The organism is Pseudomonas fluorescens, assembly GCF_000967965.1.
Classification (GTDB): domain Bacteria; phylum Pseudomonadota; class Gammaproteobacteria; order Pseudomonadales; family Pseudomonadaceae; genus Aquipseudomonas; species Aquipseudomonas grandcourensis.
The window spans coordinates 166938-183486 of sequence record NZ_LACC01000002.1; the positions used below are offsets into that span (position 1 = coordinate 166938).

Annotated in this window: 15 protein-coding genes; 9 read left to right on the forward strand and 6 right to left on the reverse strand. The window is 60.6% G+C overall.

All coding sequences use genetic code 11. The annotated features are described in order from the left end of the window. Window positions 1-73: 73 nt before the first annotated feature. The 3 genes from VC35_RS00735 to VC35_RS00745 all read left to right on the forward strand — a co-directional run bounded on the left by VC35_RS00735 (window position 74) and on the right by VC35_RS00745 (window position 6004). Complete coding sequence (locus VC35_RS00735) at window positions 74-2587, forward strand: fused MFS/spermidine synthase (protein WP_046037149.1); 2514 nt, start codon at window positions 74-76, stop codon at window positions 2585-2587. A gap of 226 nt (window positions 2588-2813) precedes the next feature. After that, window positions 2814-5174: a tetratricopeptide repeat protein gene (locus tag VC35_RS00740; RefSeq protein ID WP_046037150.1), complete on the forward strand. Its 2361-nt coding sequence runs from the start codon at window positions 2814-2816 to the stop codon at window positions 5172-5174. A 329-nt stretch (window positions 5175-5503) separates the two neighbouring features. Next, a complete protein-coding gene (locus VC35_RS00745; protein ID WP_046037151.1) occupies window positions 5504-6004 on the forward strand; it encodes a peptidase associated/transthyretin-like domain-containing protein in 501 nt (166 codons plus the stop codon). Between the two features lie 49 nt (window positions 6005-6053). On the opposite strand, the gene VC35_RS00750 is transcribed toward VC35_RS00745, so the two are convergent. Both VC35_RS00750 and VC35_RS00755 read right to left on the reverse strand, forming a co-directional pair. Next, entirely contained in the window at window positions 6054-6536 is a 483-nt protein-coding gene (locus VC35_RS00750; RefSeq protein WP_046037152.1) for a DUF934 domain-containing protein, read from the reverse strand. Then, a complete protein-coding gene (locus VC35_RS00755; RefSeq protein WP_046037153.1) occupies window positions 6533-8206 on the reverse strand; it encodes a nitrite/sulfite reductase in 1674 nt (557 codons plus the stop codon). Before VC35_RS00755 ends, VC35_RS00750 begins: the two co-directional genes overlap by 4 nt. Window positions 8207-8445: 239 nt before the next feature. On the opposite strand from VC35_RS00755, the gene ccoN reads away from it, so the two are divergent. After that, window positions 8446-9873, forward strand: a complete 1428-nt coding sequence (gene ccoN, locus VC35_RS00760; RefSeq protein WP_046037154.1) for a cytochrome-c oxidase, cbb3-type subunit I — start codon at window positions 8446-8448, stop codon at window positions 9871-9873. Continuing rightward, window positions 9873-10094 (forward strand): hypothetical protein, encoded by a 222-nt coding sequence (locus VC35_RS00765; protein ID WP_046037155.1) that lies wholly within the window; start codon window positions 9873-9875, stop codon window positions 10092-10094. Before ccoN ends, VC35_RS00765 begins: the two co-directional genes overlap by 1 nt. A 57-nt stretch (window positions 10095-10151) precedes the next feature. Here the strand turns inward: VC35_RS00765 and VC35_RS00770 are convergent, their stop codons facing one another. From VC35_RS00770 to VC35_RS00785, 4 genes are all read right to left on the reverse strand, one after another. Further along, entirely contained in the window at window positions 10152-10646 is a 495-nt protein-coding gene (locus VC35_RS00770; protein ID WP_046037156.1) for a hypothetical protein, read from the reverse strand. A 163-nt stretch (window positions 10647-10809) separates the two neighbouring features. Further along, window positions 10810-11337, reverse strand: a complete 528-nt coding sequence (locus VC35_RS00775; protein WP_046037157.1) for a GNAT family N-acetyltransferase — start codon at window positions 11335-11337, stop codon at window positions 10810-10812. A gap of 84 nt (window positions 11338-11421) precedes the next feature. Next, on the reverse strand, window positions 11422-12402 hold the full coding sequence (locus tag VC35_RS00780) for a LysR family transcriptional regulator (RefSeq protein WP_046037158.1): 981 nt from the start codon (window positions 12400-12402) through the stop codon (window positions 11422-11424). Window positions 12403-12475: 73 nt separating this feature from the next. Continuing rightward, window positions 12476-12916 carry a carboxymuconolactone decarboxylase family protein gene (locus VC35_RS00785; protein WP_046037159.1) on the reverse strand — a complete coding sequence of 147 codons (441 nt, stop codon included), beginning with the start codon at window positions 12914-12916 and terminating at the stop codon, window positions 12476-12478. Window positions 12917-13121: 205 nt separating this feature from the next. Between VC35_RS00785 and pdxR the strand changes: the two genes are divergently transcribed. The 4 genes from pdxR (at window position 13122) to VC35_RS00805 (ending at window position 16483) form a co-directional block, all read left to right on the forward strand. Continuing rightward, a complete protein-coding gene (gene pdxR / locus VC35_RS00790; protein WP_046037160.1) occupies window positions 13122-14555 on the forward strand; it encodes a MocR-like pyridoxine biosynthesis transcription factor PdxR in 1434 nt (477 codons plus the stop codon). A 123-nt stretch (window positions 14556-14678) separates the two neighbouring features. After that, window positions 14679-14972 (forward strand): putative quinol monooxygenase, encoded by a 294-nt coding sequence (locus VC35_RS00795; RefSeq protein ID WP_046037161.1) that lies wholly within the window; start codon window positions 14679-14681, stop codon window positions 14970-14972. Between the two features lie 161 nt (window positions 14973-15133). Then, window positions 15134-15544, forward strand: a complete 411-nt coding sequence (locus tag VC35_RS00800) for a cupin domain-containing protein (protein WP_046037162.1) — start codon at window positions 15134-15136, stop codon at window positions 15542-15544. Between the two features lie 228 nt (window positions 15545-15772). Continuing rightward, the gene (locus tag VC35_RS00805) at window positions 15773-16483 is read left to right on the forward strand and encodes a hypothetical protein (RefSeq protein ID WP_046037163.1); all 711 of its coding nucleotides are present in this window, start codon (window positions 15773-15775) and stop codon (window positions 16481-16483) included. Window positions 16484-16549: the final 66 nt, after the last annotated feature.

The window sequence follows — 16549 nt, forward strand, 5'->3', positions numbered from 1 at the left end:
AAGGTTTGAAATTATCTGACTGACTCAGACCCAGCAGTCATTGTTTTTACGTACCGGAACAAGGCAATCCGCAATGACCTCACGTGTCGCCAGCAAGTCGTCGGCCATACCTACCCAACAAGTCGCCTCACCGGCGCTGTTGATCCCCGCCCTGTTGCTGTTTGTCTCCGGCGCCGCCGCGCTGGTGTACCAGGTGCTGTGGATCAAGCAGCTGTCGCTGGTCGTTGGCGTCGAGGTCTATGCCATCACCACCGGGATCAGCGCGTTCTTTGCCGGGCTGGCCTTGGGTGGCTTGCTGTTCGGGCGCTGGGCGGATCGGATGCAACAACCGGTTGTGCTGTACGCCGGGCTGGAAGTGCTGGTGGCGATACTCGGTGTCGGCGCGACGTTCGCCATGAGCCTGGCGGCCAGCCCGTTTGCCTGGCTGGAAGAACAGGTCGGATTGCTGGCCTGGGTGCTACCGTTCGCGCTGGTGGGGATTCCCGCGCTGTTGATGGGCGGCACCCTGCCGGTGCTGGTTCGCTCCCTGGCCACTGACCCGCAACACTTGGGCAAGGCCGGCGGGCAACTGTATGCGGCGAACACCGCCGGGGCCATCGCCGGCACTCTGCTCGCCGCGTTCGTGCTGATTGCCACCCTCGGCGTGCGCGGCAGCGCGCTGGCTGCCGCCATGCTCAACCTGCTGGCCGCCGCAGGGGCCTTGTGGTTCCAGCGCCAGCGCGTGGCACCCATCGATGCCCCGGTGAAACATCACACCGACAAAGCCCCCGACCGCCTGGCCCTGTGGCTGTATTCCATCGCCGGCGGTGTGGCCCTGGGCTACGAAGTGGTGTGGTCGCAATCGATCGTGCAATTCATGAGCACCCGCACCTACGCCTTTGCCGTGGTGCTGGCGACCTACCTCACCGGGTTGTTCCTGGGCAGCATGCTGCTGGCACGTCGGGTCGATCGTCTGCGCGATCCCTGGGGGGTATTCGGTTTGCTGATCGCCGCAGCCGGTGCCATTGCCTTGCTGGAAGTGGCGTTGCTCGGACGCTGGCTGGTGCTTGCACAAACCCTGGCGGAAAGCTGGGTATTGTCACTGGGCGGCAGTGAACTGGCGGGCATGAGCACACGGTTTGCCGTGGCCGCCTTGAGCATCGTGTTTGTACCGACCCTGTTGCTGGGGGCGGCGTTCCCGTTGGCCCTGCGCTTGAGCGTCGGCGGCGAACAGGTGGGGCGCAACGTCGGCGAAGTCGTCGCGTTCAATACCCTTGGCGGGATTGTCGGCGTGATGCTCTGTGGCTTTGTCCTGATCCCGATGCTGGGTCTGGTGCGGACCCTGGGTCTGCTGGCAATGATTGCCGCCGGTATCGCGTACCTCGCCGTGGGCAAGGGCCATGGCGTGAAGAAAGGCCGGCGCCAGGCGGTGGTTGCCATCGGCCTGGTGTCCCTGGCACTCGCCGTGTTCACGCCGGTCAACAAGCTCGCCAGCCTGCTGCCGGGTGCGCGCAACGGCACGCTGACGTTCTACGAAGAAGGCCGTGGCGGCACCGTCGCCGTGGTCACCCAGGGCAAGGGCGAAAGAGCATTCCAGCGTTTGTACATCCAGGGCGTGTCCAATACCGGCGACGCCATGCCGTCCCTGCGCTACATGCGGATCCAGGCGCTGCTGCCCCTGTTGATCCACAACGGTGAGCCTCGCTCGGCCCTCGTGATCGGTTTCGGTACCGGCATCACCGCGGGCGCCCTGACCCGCTACCCCGGCCTGGAGCATCGCGTGGTCGCCGAACTGCTGCCTTCGGTGGTCAAGGCGGCCCCCTTGTTCAAGGGCAACTTCAACGCCGCGGCCGATCCGGGTGTCGATGTGCGCTTGCGTGACGGTCGCCAGGAACTGCTGCGCAATCCGCAGCGCTACGACCTGATCACCCTCGAACCGCCACCGCCCTCCGCTGCCGGCGTGGTCAACCTGTATTCCCGGGACTTCTACCAACTGGCCGCCAGCCGTTTGCACAAACAAGGCCTGGTCGCCCAATGGCTGCCGCTGCCGACGCAGAACATCGACGACTCGCGCTCATTGGTGCGCAGCTTCCTCGACGTGTTCCCGTACGCGACCCTGTGGACCAGTGAATTCCACGAGATGCTGCTGGTAGGCTCGATGGAGCCGATTGAACTGGATGCGGCGAAGATCAACGCGCGCTTCCAGCAAGACAGCGTTCGCAGCACCTTGCAGGATGTCGGTGTCGGTTCGGCCGCCGCGTTGCTCGCCACCTGGGTGACTGACCGTGCGGGGCTTGAACGCTTCGCTGGCGATGCGCAACCGGTGACGGACGACCAGCCGAAGATCGAATACGCGCCCTGGGTTCGCTCGAAAGAGATCAGCCGCGTGTTGCCTGCCCTGCTCGACTTGCACCAGCCGCCAGCCGTGTTGAACGCCGACGCCGGGTTCATCGAACGCATGAACACCCAGCAACAACGCCTGATGCAGTTCTATCGGGCAAGCTTGCATGCCTACGACGGAAACCGTGACGCCTGGGCCCGGGATATGCGCGAGGTGATGCGCGGGGATTCCGGGAATCCGTATTACCGGTGGTTTGTCGGGGAGTGATTGGGTGCCGGATAGATCGCCTTCGCGGGCAAGCCCGCTCCCACAAGGTGTTGTGTCGTACTCAATTGCTGTGAACAACACCAAGCCCTGTGGGAGCGGGCTTGCCCGCGAAGGGGCCATCCGCTTCACAGCATCTGCCATTTGACAGACGCCGACCATCCGACAAAGCTGCATCAAGCTTCATCGCGCGCCGCAAGGCAAACGCACCTGGACCATGGAAGTCGTAATGCCGAAACATAAAAATAAAGCTGCAACCCCAAACCCTGATTCGCAACCGACCCTGATCAACCGCTACCTGTTCCCTGTCACCATCGGCATCCTGCTGCTGGCCGTGGCGGGCATCGGCTGGTTTTTGCTGGGCAGCACACCGACGACGCCCAAGCCAGTCCCCGTCAGCGCCCCTGCCGTGCAACCGGCCAAACCGCAACAGGTCGCTGTCGCGCCTGCGAAAATGGTCGATGAGCAACAATGCCAGGGCTGCCACGGCGAGCAGGTCAAGGACTGGCAAGGCTCCCATCACCAACTGGCGATGCAGCAAGCCAACGCGGACACCCTGCTCGGCGACTTCAACAACGTCACCTTCAAGGCCGAGAAAGAGACCACGGTGTTCTCGCGCAAAGGCGACGAATTCTGGGTCAACACGCCCGGAATCGATGGCAAGAACGCCGATTTCAAGGTCGCCTACACCTTTGGCATCGCCCCCTTGCAGCAATACCTGATCGAGGTCGGCGAAGGCCGCTTGCAGGCCCTCGCCGTGGCCTGGGATACCGAGAAGCACCGCTGGTTTCACCTCTATCCGGGCCAGGGCGTGACCTTCAAGAACCCGCTGCACTGGAGCAAGCCGAGCCAGAACGCCAACTTCATGTGCGTCGAGTGCCACACCACCGGTTACAAGCGCAATTTCGATGCGGCGAAAAACACCTTTGACAGTCACTGGAACAGCCTCGGTGTCGGCTGCCAGGCCTGCCATGGTCCGGCGTCCAATCACCTGGAGTGGACCGCGAAGAAAACCGACCTGATCCATGCCGGCTTTGCCGTCGACCTCAAGGACAAGAACGCCACCGTCGAAATCGAAACCTGCGCCCGCTGCCACTCGCGCCGCGCGCCCCTGGACGATGGCTACACGGTCGGCAAGCGGCTGATGGACGACTACCTGCCGAGCGTCCTGACCCGCGAACTGTACGCGCTGGACGGCAAGATCAAGGATGAAGTGTTCGAACACGGCTCCTTTGCCCAGAGCAAAATGTTCGACAAGGGCGTGCGTTGCAGCAACTGCCACAACCCCCATAGCACTCAGTTGAAGGCCCCCGGTAACGGCGTTTGCCTGCAATGCCACAACACCGCCGGCAAAACCACTGTGGAAGGTGTCGACGGTAAAGGCCTGCAAGCGAAAAACTACGATTCCGTCGAACACACTCGCCACACCATGGGCCAACCGGGCTCGCAGTGCGTGGATTGCCACATGCCCGGCAAGTTCTACATGGGCAACGACTTCCGCCATGACCACAGCTTCAGCATCCCCAACCCCGAGCGGGCGAAAAAACTGGGGACGCCTGACGCCTGCCTGACCTGCCACCAGGGCAAGGCCGGCGACAAGGTCACCGAGCAGTTCAAGCTGTGGAACACCGCCAACGCCAGCGCGGTACAAGCCCCGCGCTACGACGAAAGCCTGTGGCTGATTCGCAACGGTCAGGCCGGCGCCGCCGAGGCCTTGTTCGAGCAATTGCAACGCAGCAACCTGCCGGCGATTCAACGGGCGACGCTGCTGGCCGAACTGCCGGCGTACCCAAGCGAACAGGCATTGAAACTGGCCACCAAGGACCTGGGCAACCCGGCGCCGCAGGTCCGCGAGAGCGCGGTACGAGCGGTCAGTGCGTTCCTGCCGCCAGCGGAGCGTGCGCCATTGCTCACGCCATTGCTGAGCGACCCGGTGCGGGCCGTGCGCATCGCCGTCGCCCGGGACTTGCTCAGCGTGGCACGCAATGGTCTGGGTAGCGCCCAGGACAACTGGAATGCCGCCATCGCCGAATACGAGGCGGTGCAAAAGAACCTGGCCGAGCGCGCCGAGGCCAACCTGAACCTGGCCATGCTCTATCAGGCCGATGGCCGCAGCGCAGAAGTCGAAGCTTTGCTGCGTACCTCCCTGCAGCGCGATCCGGACTTCTACCCGGCGCTGGTCACCCTGGTGCAATGGCTGGAGGCCAACGGTCGCCGTCAGGAAGCCCATGCCCTGCTGGCGCAAAGCCTCAAGGACCACCCCGACTCGGGCCTGCTGCAACACACCCAAGGCCTGGCACTGATTCGTGCGGGCCAGGCCGCCCAAGCCATGCCGTACCTGCGCAAGGCTGCGCAACTGGAGCCACAGAGCGGACAGTTCGGTTATGTGCTGGCGGTGGCCCTGCATGACAGCGGCAAGATTGACCAGGCGTGCGCAGAGCTGGAACGGCTATTGAAAGAACAGCCAGCCAACCGCAATGCCCGCTTGTCGTTGATCCAGTACTACCTGGACAACGGCCAGGAGCCCAAGGCGCAAGTGCTGTTGCAGGGCTGGAAGAAAATGAACATGGGGGATCCGGCGTTGAAATGATCGGGGCTGAACCGGACGCCCCTTCACGGTCAATCCTGCTCGCACAGGGTTAGCGTCGTCGACAGAATCTGTGTACGACGCTAACCCTGTGCGAGCGGGCGTGCCCGCGATGACGGCCGTGTGAGCAACGCCCATCCCAGGCATGCCCCTTCCCCGTTTGCCCTGTATCGGTCAGCAAACAATGCGAACCCCTTATATTCTTGGTGATATCACTACGCCACTAGTGATATGGTTCGCGGCGCTTGAAAAACCTCTCCCCCATTACATTTCGAGGCGACATGAAGCACGCCTCGGCCAATGACGGCAATGACCGGTCGCAAGGATCAACCATGGAAGCTCTCCGCAAGCTGTTCACCGTTACAGCCCTGACCACAGCACTCCTGACTTCGGGCTGTGCAAGCATCGTCGGTGACAGCAAATACCCGGTGAACGTATCGAGCACGCCTAGCGGCGCCAACTTCACCATTACCAACAAAGCCGGTGTCGTCGTACATAACGGCTCCACGCCCAACACCGTGACACTGCCTTCCGGTCGTGGTTACTTCAAGGGCGAGACCTACACCGTCACCTTCAAAAAAGAAGGATATGCCGATAGCAGCACCACGCTGGAAACCAGCATGAGCGGCTGGTACTGGGGCAACATCCTGCTTGGCGGGTTGATCGGCATGCTGGTAGTCGATCCACTGACCGGCGCAATGTACAAACTTCCTGAAGGCGCCGCGGGTAACCTCGGCAGTCCGGTGGCCGGCGAAGCACCAAAAAACCTGACACTGCTGGAAATCGATCAGCTGTCGCCAATCGAGCGCGCGACGCTGGTTCGCATCAACTGACAGCACCCGGCGCATTCCGCCGTTCGGGATGCGCCCTTTTGCTGGTCAGCTAGCCTCTGCGACGAAACAACGGCCGCGGCTCAATCACCGAACGCCCGTACAACACGCTCATCCCCGCCAATCCCTTCAATGCATCTTCTGCGGATTTGTCTTCACGCACGGCAAAGCTGTCGAAACCGCATTGGCGCATGTGGCTGAGTTGATCGCGCAAAACATCGCCGATGGCGCGCAACTCGCCGGCCCAGCCCAATCGCGTGCGCAGCAGATACGCCTGACTGTACCCGCGGCCATCGCGAAAGCTCGGAAAATCCAGGGCGATCAAAGGCAGTTGGGCAAACCATGGCTGAAGGCTTTCCACTTCATCGTCCGGCCCCAGCCACACGCCGCTTTGCGACGGGTTTTCCAGCCAGCGGCTCAGCGGCAGAATCGCGGCACCCACGGGCAGCGGTGCTTGCGGGTCGCGCACGAGCTTCCACGGATCATCCGCGACAATCCGCGCCATGCCCTCTTCCAACCGCAACAGATTGTTCATGCCGACACCTCCAGCACTTTCGCATATACCGCCTCCTTGAACGGCTCTAGCCCGATCCGTTGGAAAGCGTCGACGAACAGTTCTTCGCTCTCGCGATAACGCACGAAGGTGTCGATGATGCGCTCGATCACCTCGGGCACTTCGGCGGCGCTGAAGGACGGGCCAATGACCTTGCCCAACGCGCTGTGCTTGCCCTGGGCGCCGCCGAGGGTGATCTGGTACCACTCGGCACCGTTCTTATCGACCCCCAGAATGCCGATGTTGCCGATGTGATGGTGACCGCAGGCATTCATGCAGCCGGAGATATTGAGGCTGATGTCGCCCAGGTCGTGCAGGTAGTCGAGGTCTTCGAAGCGTGCGGCAATAGCCTTGGCGATGGGGATCGACTTGGCATTGGCCAGCGCGCAGAAGTCGCCACCGGGGCAGGCGATGATGTCGGTGAGCAATCCGGCGTTGGCACTGCCCAGATTGTGTCCGCAGGCCAGGCGCCACAGGGTGAACAGATCGGCCTTGGACACGTCAGGAAGGACGATATTCTGCTCATGGGCAATGCGGATTTCACCGAAGCCGAAGCGTTCGGACCACTCGGCCACCGCCTCCATCTGTCCGGTAGTGACATCGCCCGGTGGCGCAGCGCTGCCGGGCTTGGTCGACAACACCACGCTGGCATAGCCCGATATTTTGTGCGGCTGCACGTTACGCTGCACCCAACGAGCGAACGCCGGGTTTTCGGCCAGGTGCGTGCCGAAATCGAGATGGGTGTCGGACAGATCACGATATGGCGGTGCGACGAACGCACTGGCCACACGCTCGAACTCGTCAAGGGTCAGTTGCGCCGGGCCGTCCTTGAGGAACTGCCACTCTTGCTCCACTTCCCGGGCAAAGGCCTCGATGCCCAAGGCTTTGACCAGAATCTTGATTCGCGCCTTGTACTTGTTGTCCCGCCGGCCATGGCGGTTATACACCCGCAGCACCGCCTCTACGTAAGACAGCAGGTGCTGCCACGGCAAGCCTTCGCGGATCTGCAAGCCGAGGATCGGCGTGCGCCCCAGGCCGCCGCCCACCATGACTCGCAGGAGCATGTGTCCTTCGGAGCCTGGGTAAAGATAAAGGCCGATGTCATGCATCATGATCGCCGCGCGGTCCTGCTCGGCCGAGCAGATGGCGATCTTGAACTTGCGCGGCAGGAACAGGAATTCCGGGTTGATGGTCGACCACTGCCGCAGAATTTCCGCCAACGGTCGCGGGTCAATCATTTCGTCGGCCGCAACCCCGGCAAAGGCTTCGGTGGTGATGTTGCGCACGCAGTTGCCGGAGGTCTGGATCGCATGCATTTCCACCTCGGCCAGGCGTTCGAGGATGTCCGGCACCTGAGCCAGTTCGATCCAGTTGAACTGCATGTTCTGCCGGGTGGTGAAATGGCCGTAGCCGCGATCGTAATCCCGGGCGATGCTCGCCAACGTACGCATCTGCCGGGCACTCAGCGTGCCGTAGGGAATCGCCACCCGCAGCATGTAGGCGTGCTTTTGCATGTACAGGCCGTTCTGCAGGCGCAACGGCAGGAACTCTTCTTCGTTCAGCTCACCGGCCATGAAGCGCTCGACCTGATCGCGAAACTGCGCAACCCGTTCGAGCACCAGTGCCCGATCGTAATCATCGTATTGATACATAGCTACCTCATCAGGATTGCGGGGCATCGGGCTCTGTGGCTCGTTCACAAGAGCGACTATGCGCCAGCGGTGCAGCGTGTTACAGATTCACCTGAATCGTTAAAAACCGTATCAGAGCGCGCAAGATCGCCGCAGCATTGCAACTTATCTGATCCGCATAAATGAAATATTCCTGAGCCTGTTTTGTTTTCGCCACGGTTTTTACAGTGCACGTCATTGCAACCGTGGAAGCATCGATCATGAGCACAACAACTATCGGACAGGCCTATAACTACAAGGTCGTCCGCCAATTCATCGTGGCAACCGTGATCTGGGGCGTCGTGGGAATGGCGATGGGCGTGTGGATCGCCTCGCAACTGGTGTGGCCGCAGATGAACCTGGACCTGCCGTGGACCACCTTCGGCCGCTTGCGCCCGCTGCACACCAGCCTGGTGATTTTCGGTTTCGCCGGCAGCGCGCAATTCGCCGCCAGCTATTACGCGGTGCAGCGTACCTGCCAGGTGCGGCTGTTCTCGGACACACTCGCCGGCTTCACGTTCTGGGGCTGGCAGTCGGTGATTGTGGTGATGCTGATCACCCTGCCGCTGGGCTACACCACCACCAAGGAATACGCCGAAATCGAATTCACCGGCGCGGTGTGGATGACCGTGGTCTGGGTTGCATACGCCGTGGTGTTCTTCACTACCGTAGTGCAACGCAAGACCAGACACATCTACGTCGGCAACTGGTTCTTCGGTGCATTCATCGTAGTCATCGCCATGCTGCACGTGGTCAATCACCTGTCGATTCCAGTCGGCTGGTTCAAGTCCTATCCGGTGTACTCCGGGGCCACCGACGCCATGGTGCAATGGTGGTACGGGCACAACGCCGTGGGCTTTTTCCTGACCACCGGTTTCCTCGGGATGATGTATTACTTCGTGCCGAAACAGGTGGGCCGGCCGGTGTATTCCTATCGCCTGTCAATTGTGCACTTCTGGGCGCTGATCACCCTGTACATCTGGGCCGGCCCGCACCACTTGCACTACACCGCGCTGCCGGACTGGGCGCAGTCGCTGGGCATGGCCATGTCGCTGATCCTGCTGGCGCCGAGTTGGGGCGGGATGATCAACGGTATGATGACCCTGTCCGGTGCCTGGCATAAGTTGCGCACCGACCCGATCCTGCGTTTCCTGGTGCTGTCCCTGGCCTTCTACGGCATGTCGACCTTCGAAGGGCCGATGATGGCGATCAAGACCGTCAACGCCCTCTCCCACTATACCGACTGGACCATCGGCCACGTGCACGCCGGGGCGCTGGGCTGGGTGGCGATGATTACCTTCGGTGCGACCTATCACATGGTGCCGAAGGTATTCGGACGCGATCAGATGCACAGCACGCCGCTGATCAACCTGCACTTTTGGCTGGCGACCATCGGCACCGTGCTGTACATCGCCTCGATGTGGGTCAACGGCATCACCCAGGGTCTGATGTGGCGCGCGATCAACGATGACGGCACGCTGACCTACTCCTTCGTCGAAGCCTTGCAGGCCAGCCATCCGGGATTCGTCGTGCGCTTTGCCGGCGGGGTGTTCTTCCTCAGCGGCATGCTGCTGATGGCCTACAACGTGTGGCGCACGGTGCAGGTAACGGACGTGGCGATGGCCGAACGCGAGGCGCGGTTAGCCTGATGATTGAAGTCATATTGAACATTCTGGGTGTGGCATTTTTGTGGTTCGCCATCGAGTATTGTCTGCACCACCAGACCGCCGAGAGCCTGGACGATGCGAGCCTGATCCCGTTTGCGGATGACCCGGAAGTGGCGCGACGGGTGGAATTGGCGACCGGGAAAACCGTTAGAACACTGCCGCCGGAAGAGGCGAATCCGGATTGGGGAACCCTCGATATTTGATGTAGCACCGATGACTGTGGGAGCAAGCTCGCTCCCACAGGGTTGTATGTCGAGATTTCAGGTACGCTCCCGGGGAATCAGGCTTTGCAGTTGTTGCGCCAGGAAGTTTGCATCGAACTCAAAAGTGTCCGGGTCTTTCAAGCCATTGGTCTTGCGCCACTGCCAGCTAGTGGATGGCGGCAGGCACACCAGTGACACGCTGCCATAACGTGCTGCTGTAAAGCCCATCACCGACACGGAAATCTGCCCGCCGACACCCATCACCTCCGGCACGAACTCCACCGGTTTGCCAGCGATCAGGATGCTGAGCTTTTCGGTCTTGAATGGAGAGGTCTCCACCGGAACACTCGGCCCCAACGCGACATACACTTCGCGGTTCACTTCGAGCAGGTTAGGCGCCTTGACCGGTTCCAGCCACTGCTGGATTTGATCGAACAGTCCAGCGATGCGCGCTACCCATTGTGCCGATTGCGACTCGAACAGCTGTTTCTTGTGCGCTTCGCTTTCTGCGTAGTGACGAAGCATCTCGCCCAGTTGCTGTACGTCGTCCATTGCGGTGGTCCTTTGGTTGAAGCAGTACTGCGGAGTTTCAGAATGGCAGATGCGCGTTGCCAGCGTACGACTAAAAGCGCGAACGGTACTGGCTGGGGGTCAGAGAGATGCATTCGACATTTTCTGAGAGATCGAAATGCGGATCCACGGGACACTCGCCTGATCACAGCACCCTGCCCTTGGGCGGGCGACGCAGGCGCGCCATGCTCAAGGTGTCCACCAATACGCCGTCACGCACGGCGTAATCACGGAACAGGCCCTCGGTTTCGAAGCCGAACTTGCGGTACAGGGCAATGGCCGCTTCGTTGTCGGCATACACCGACAGCTCGATGCGCTGCAGATTCATCCAGTTGTCGGCGATATCCAGCGCCGTCGCAAGCAACTTCGAGCCCACGCCCTTACCCTGCCACGCCACCGCAACGCCCATGCCGAAACTGCCGGCATGGCTGCGACGAATGCGTGAGAACTGCTCCAGGCCAATATTGCCGACGACCGTGCCTTGATGCAGGGCCACCACTTTCACCAGGCGTTCGTTATCCAGCGCCAGGCGATTTCGCCAGAGTTCGGTGGACTGAAACGGCATTTGCAGGGTTTGACGGGCGATTGCGGGATCGTTGTACAGCGCCGTAATGCCTTCGATGTGGGATTCGTTGAAGCGTTCGAGGGTGATAACGGGTTCGGTGGCTGGCATGGGTGAATCATCCTTGAAGCAGACATGGCCGTTCACTCTATAACGCTACCTTCCAGTGTGGCGAGAACCACATTTTGATCGCGCTCAGCTTTCGAACCATTCCCGGCGCTCGCTGAAGGTGTTTTCAATCAACTCGACGATCATCCGTACCTGCACGTCGTCCCCGGAATGGGCGTTGACCGCCATCCACACCTGACGCCGCATTGGCTGTTCAAACAGCCCCGGCAAGGCAATCAGCCCACGGTCGAAATGGCTCATGTAGTGCGGCAACAGGCCGATGCAGGCACTGCAACGGATCATCTCCAGCATCAGTTCCTTGGATTGCAGTTGCACCGCCCCGGCCAAGCGCTGGTCCACCAGTGCATTCCATGGCCGGAAGCTCTCAACCTGACAGTCCTGCCGCCATTGCACCAGGAGAAAATCGGCCAGTTCGTCCAGGCATTCCGGCCTGGAAGCAACCCGCGAGTAGCGCTTGGCAATATGCGGCAGGTATTCCAGCTGCGCCAGACGCCGGGGTTCTGTGGTGACAAAGCTCGGCCCCGGTAACGGCGATCCGCTCTCGCCCAGCCACACCACCACGTCGGCGCTGACCGCCTGCAATGCCAATTCGCTGTCGAGGGTCATGATGTCCAGGCGCACGCTGGCGTTGCGCCGCAGCAATGCAACCATGTCACGTCCGAGAATGTCATGCAGGATCGAATCCGCCACGGCCAGGCGAATCAACGGCTGCTGGATCACCGGAAAATTGCGCTCATGGGCCAGGGCGATCAATTGGGCGTGCAAGCGCAAGCCGTCGCGGCTGAGGCTGAAACCATTGTCAGAATGGTTGAACAGCGAACACTGGAGTTGCGTTTCAAGCAGTACCAGTTGCCTGCGCAGGCGGGTGGCCTTGATGTTGAGACTGCGGGCGGCCTGCATGAAGCAACCGCAACGGACGCTGACGGTGAAACACAGCGCCAGTTCGGGGTCGATAGCCGCCGCCAACTGGCGCCAGGACGCGTTTTTATCGAAAGCGACACGATACTCCGCAGCCCCCTGGTGGGTGCTGGCTTCCATGAATGACATTGAGGACTCCCTGTCGATCTGACACTGACAGGTGCATCCTGCGGATCGTTCATGAAGCTGCTGTGACAATGACTCAGGCGCTGGGTGTCTGCCGGAAGCTCACGGCCAGGCGATTCCAGCTGTTGATGGTGGTGACGGCGATGGTCAGGTCGACCATTTCGCTTTCACTGAACTGCTCCCGGGTTTGGGTGTAGACATCGTCCGGCACATGGCTTTCGGAGAGCAACGTGACCGCCTCGGTCCAGGCCAGCGCGGCTCTTTCCCGGGGATTGAAGAAGTTGCTGTCGCGCCAGACCACAATGGAATACAGACGCCGGTCGCTTTCGCCCAGGCGCCGTGCATCCACCGAGTGCATGTCGGTGCAAAAGGCGCAGCCATTGAGCTGCGAAGCACGAATCTTGATCAGGTGCAGCAGGCCCTGCTCGATGCTCAGGCTGCTGGTCAGGGCCTCCATGGCGATCATGGCTTTCATCGCCTTGGGGGACGCGCTGTAGTAATCCAGACGGGGGTTCATGGATCGATCTCGTGCAACCGTTAGGTGAACTTCACGGTAGTCGCTGGCGTGCAGGCATGACAGATCCAATCGGGCGATTTCCCCGGGGACCACCGCCACCAGACCAATCGACGGTTTTTCCACTGCACAACTTCTGTACCACGAGCGGATAAGGGTAATCTTGCGCGACGCACACGCGCCTCAACAACCCCGGAGCCTCGCCGGTATGGAACTACATGTTGTCATCAACGGCCGCAAGGACCTGGCCGGCCAGCTGTACAACCAACTGCGCAGCGCCATCGAGTCCGGTCGCCTGACCGCCGGAACGCAACTGCCGCCCAGCCGCTTGCTGGCCGAACAACTGGGTATTTCGCGCAAGACCATTTCCGACACCTACGCCCAGCTGACCTACGAAAACTTCCTCACCGGGGTGGTCGGCAAAGGTACCTACGTCAACGCGCGCTCGTCGAAGGTGCAGCGTAAACAGAGCCATACCGAGCTGGGCGGCTTCGAGGTGATCGAGTCCTGGCGCAACCTTCCGGTGTTTCTGCGTCATCCGACCCTGGAAGGCTCGCTGCGCTACGACTTCATTGGTGGCGCCACCAGCAAGGGCCAGTTTCCCCAGGATGACTGGCGGCGCTGCACCTCCCATGCACTGCGCCAGATTTCCAGTTCCAAGGGCTTATACAGCTTGCCCGAGGGCTTGCCGGCGCTGCGTAACGCCATTGCGCAGCACATCGCGTTCTCCCGCGGGGTCAATTGTCAGGATGAGGATGTGGTGGTGTGCAACGGCGCGCAACAGGCGCTGGACCTGATTGCCCGGGTGCTGATCAGCCCGGGCAGCCTGGTCGCCATGGAGGACCCCGGCTACCCGCCGGCGCGACTGCTGTTCGGCAGCCACGGCGCCACGGTGATTGGCGTGCCAGTGGACGCCGAAGGCATTGTGGTGGACCAGATTCCTCGCGGCACTCGCCTGATCTATGTCACCCCGTCGCACCAGTTCCCGCTGGGCATGCCCATGAGCCAGGCGCGCCGGGAAGCGCTGCTGGCCAAGGCCCATGAGCTGGGTGCGATCATCATCGAGGACGACTACGACAGCGAGTTCCGCTATGAAGGCCGCCCCACCGATTCCCTGCAGAGCATGGATGAACGGGGGATCGTCGCCTACGTCGGGACGTTCTCCAAAACCCTGTTGCCGGAACTGCGGCTCGGCTATGGGATCCTGCCGCCAGCGATCCTCGAGGCCGTGGTACGCGCCAAACAGCTCACCGACCTGCACACTTCGACCCTGCCACAATGGGCGCTGGCCAAGTTCATCGCCGAAGGCTGCCTGCTCAAGCACATCCGGCGCTGCCATACGGTCTATGCCGGGCGCCGCGAACGGATCCTGATGCGGATGGCGGGCGATCTTTCGCCCTGGCTGGAGGCGGTGCCGTCCACCGCCGGATTCCACATGGTGGTGATGTGCAAAGTGCCGATGGATATTCCATTGGTGATCGAACTGGCGAAAAAAGTCGAAGTCGGGCTCTATGCCATCGACAGCTTTTTCTATCAGCAAGCGCCAAAGGCCGGGCTTTTCTTCGGTTTTGGCGCCATCGAAACCCTCGACATCGACATCGCCCTGGACCGTTTGCGCGACATCCTGCAGCAGGTGGCCTGACGGATTGGCCTGCGGTTTTATCTGGCAATTGGCTATTGGCGGTCCCGGGGGCCGGGCCTATCCTGCATAGGCGTTATCCCTCAATGAGCAGGATTCGTCCGACCTGATTCAGGAGTGTGAGCAATGTCCCATGAAGTGATCAATACCGTACAGGTGCAGGCCGCCGCCGGCCGCTCGGATGAACTGGGTAAGCAACTGCAGAAGATTGTCGAAACCCTGCGTGAACTTCCTGGCTGTGAATCCTATATGGTCGACCGCTGCCCCGAGGACACCAATCGCTGGACCGTCAGCGCCCACTGGCAATCGGAAGCGGCCATGCGATCGCATTTCAACTGCCCGGAAGTCCAGGGCTTTATCAGCCTGATCGATAGCCAGTTGGCCAATGCCGTGGACTTCAACAGTTTTCCGATCGTTTAACCATTTCCTGTGGCGAGGGAGCTTGCTCCCTCACCATCTTTTTTTCTCCATTGGCCCTTCTGCAATTGGTCCCCTCGCCTTCCAGAATATTGGCTGTTTAACCTCTACTGCTTGCGGACTACTGTTGTTTTCGACAACTAACCCACCGCAGGTAAAGAACCATGAACGTGTTGCGTTTCTGTGCTGCCCCCCTCGCTGCCCTGGCCCTGACTGTGTCGACATCGGCCTTTGCCCATGATCCTTCGGAAAAGGTCACCGTTTTGCAGGACGAAATGCTGAAGAACATCCCTGGCCAAAAAGCGATGATGATCGAAGTCGACTACCAACCCGGTCAGTCTTCCATCGCCCACAAACACGACGGCACCACCATGGCCTATGTCCTTTCCGGAGAAATCACCTCCCAGGTGAAGGGCCAGCCAGCGAAAACCTACAAGCCCGGAGAGTTCTGGTATGAGCCGGCGGGTTCGGAGCACATGGTGTCGAAAAACGCCAGCGCGACCCAGCCGGCAAAGTTGCTGGTGTTCATGGTATTGGCCCCCGACCAGAAGGTGTTGATCCCACTGGAACACTGATGGCTGAACGTACAGCTATAAATAAAAAGGCTCAAATCGCGAATTCGGGCCTTTTTATTTCCTCACGCAATTAACCGAAGACGTTTAAACCAAACAAAACTATTGGTCGCCTGACAAGTGCGGACATTGGCTATTTAAATAAATCATCCAGGGTTTAGTCTTGAGTCTCCGTCGGCACATCGCCGGCAACTTCAACTTTCGACCAAGTTGTTTCACTGGAGAAACACCATGAAACTTGCGCTTGTCAGTACGTTGACGATGACCGCTCTCCTGGCTGGCTGTTCGATTCCTACCGCACCTACCGCGGTGTCTTCACTGGACGGAGTCTTCACCGAACCGGTGGGCCGCAGCAACGCGACCCGCATCCCCAACGGCAGCCAGGTGTCGCTGGGCGTCGTGTACAGCCGCAACACCCAGGCCAACCGTGCCTATCTTCAGGACTACCAGGCCAACGCCGGCACCGGTTTCGGCCAGAGCCTGCTGGTACAACCGATTCACGATGCCTATGTCGCCACCTCGAAACCCGACCTGGCGGTGGACTGGGTCAAGGCCTCGCTGCAACGCCAGTTTGGTTCAGTGACGGTTTACCCGGACATGCAAAGCCTCAAGGCCGCGAAACCGGATGTGGTGGCCATCGTCGACAGCCGCAGCCAATTGATCACCTCACGCAGTTCGGATGTCGAGTCCAAAGTCAGCGCGGACTTCTATGATCGCAACTTCAACTACATCGGGACTGCACAAGGTCATGACGGCAAAGCGCTGAGTCCGGTATGGGCCGACTACAAGCGCAGCGAAGAGATCGTTGCCGATATCAACGAGCAACAGAATGTGCAGGTACGGGCATTGCAGAAGTTTGACCAGTCGCTCAACAGTATGATGACCCACCCGACAAACAACCTTTCGTCAACCGAAACCGCAACAAACCGCAAGACCTTCTGAGCGCACATTTATGGTGATCAGCCTTGTTCTTCAAACGACGGGGCTGACCACATCAATGTAATTGCA

Excerpts from the sequence above, each read along its gene's own strand:
- VC35_RS00735 (WP_046037149.1), top strand. The coding sequence starts at position 74 with ATGACCTCACGTGTCGCCAGCAAGTCGTCGGCCATACCTACCCAACAA.
- VC35_RS00740 (WP_046037150.1), top strand. The coding sequence starts at position 2,814 with ATGCCGAAACATAAAAATAAAGCTGCAACCCCAAACCCTGATTCGCAA.
- VC35_RS00745 (WP_046037151.1), top strand. The coding sequence starts at position 5,504 with ATGGAAGCTCTCCGCAAGCTGTTCACCGTTACAGCCCTGACCACAGCA.
- VC35_RS00750 (WP_046037152.1), bottom strand. The coding sequence starts at position 6,536 with ATGAACAATCTGTTGCGGTTGGAAGAGGGCATGGCGCGGATTGTCGCG.
- VC35_RS00755 (WP_046037153.1), bottom strand. The coding sequence starts at position 8,206 with ATGTATCAATACGATGATTACGATCGGGCACTGGTGCTCGAACGGGTT.
- ccoN (WP_046037154.1), top strand. The coding sequence starts at position 8,446 with ATGAGCACAACAACTATCGGACAGGCCTATAACTACAAGGTCGTCCGC.
- VC35_RS00765 (WP_046037155.1), top strand. The coding sequence starts at position 9,873 with ATGATTGAAGTCATATTGAACATTCTGGGTGTGGCATTTTTGTGGTTC.
- VC35_RS00770 (WP_046037156.1), bottom strand. The coding sequence starts at position 10,646 with ATGGACGACGTACAGCAACTGGGCGAGATGCTTCGTCACTACGCAGAA.
- VC35_RS00775 (WP_046037157.1), bottom strand. The coding sequence starts at position 11,337 with ATGCCAGCCACCGAACCCGTTATCACCCTCGAACGCTTCAACGAATCC.
- VC35_RS00780 (WP_046037158.1), bottom strand. The coding sequence starts at position 12,402 with ATGTCATTCATGGAAGCCAGCACCCACCAGGGGGCTGCGGAGTATCGT.
- VC35_RS00785 (WP_046037159.1), bottom strand. The coding sequence starts at position 12,916 with ATGAACCCCCGTCTGGATTACTACAGCGCGTCCCCCAAGGCGATGAAA.
- pdxR (WP_046037160.1), top strand. The coding sequence starts at position 13,122 with ATGGAACTACATGTTGTCATCAACGGCCGCAAGGACCTGGCCGGCCAG.
- VC35_RS00795 (WP_046037161.1), top strand. The coding sequence starts at position 14,679 with ATGTCCCATGAAGTGATCAATACCGTACAGGTGCAGGCCGCCGCCGGC.
- VC35_RS00800 (WP_046037162.1), top strand. The coding sequence starts at position 15,134 with ATGAACGTGTTGCGTTTCTGTGCTGCCCCCCTCGCTGCCCTGGCCCTG.
- VC35_RS00805 (WP_046037163.1), top strand. The coding sequence starts at position 15,773 with ATGAAACTTGCGCTTGTCAGTACGTTGACGATGACCGCTCTCCTGGCT.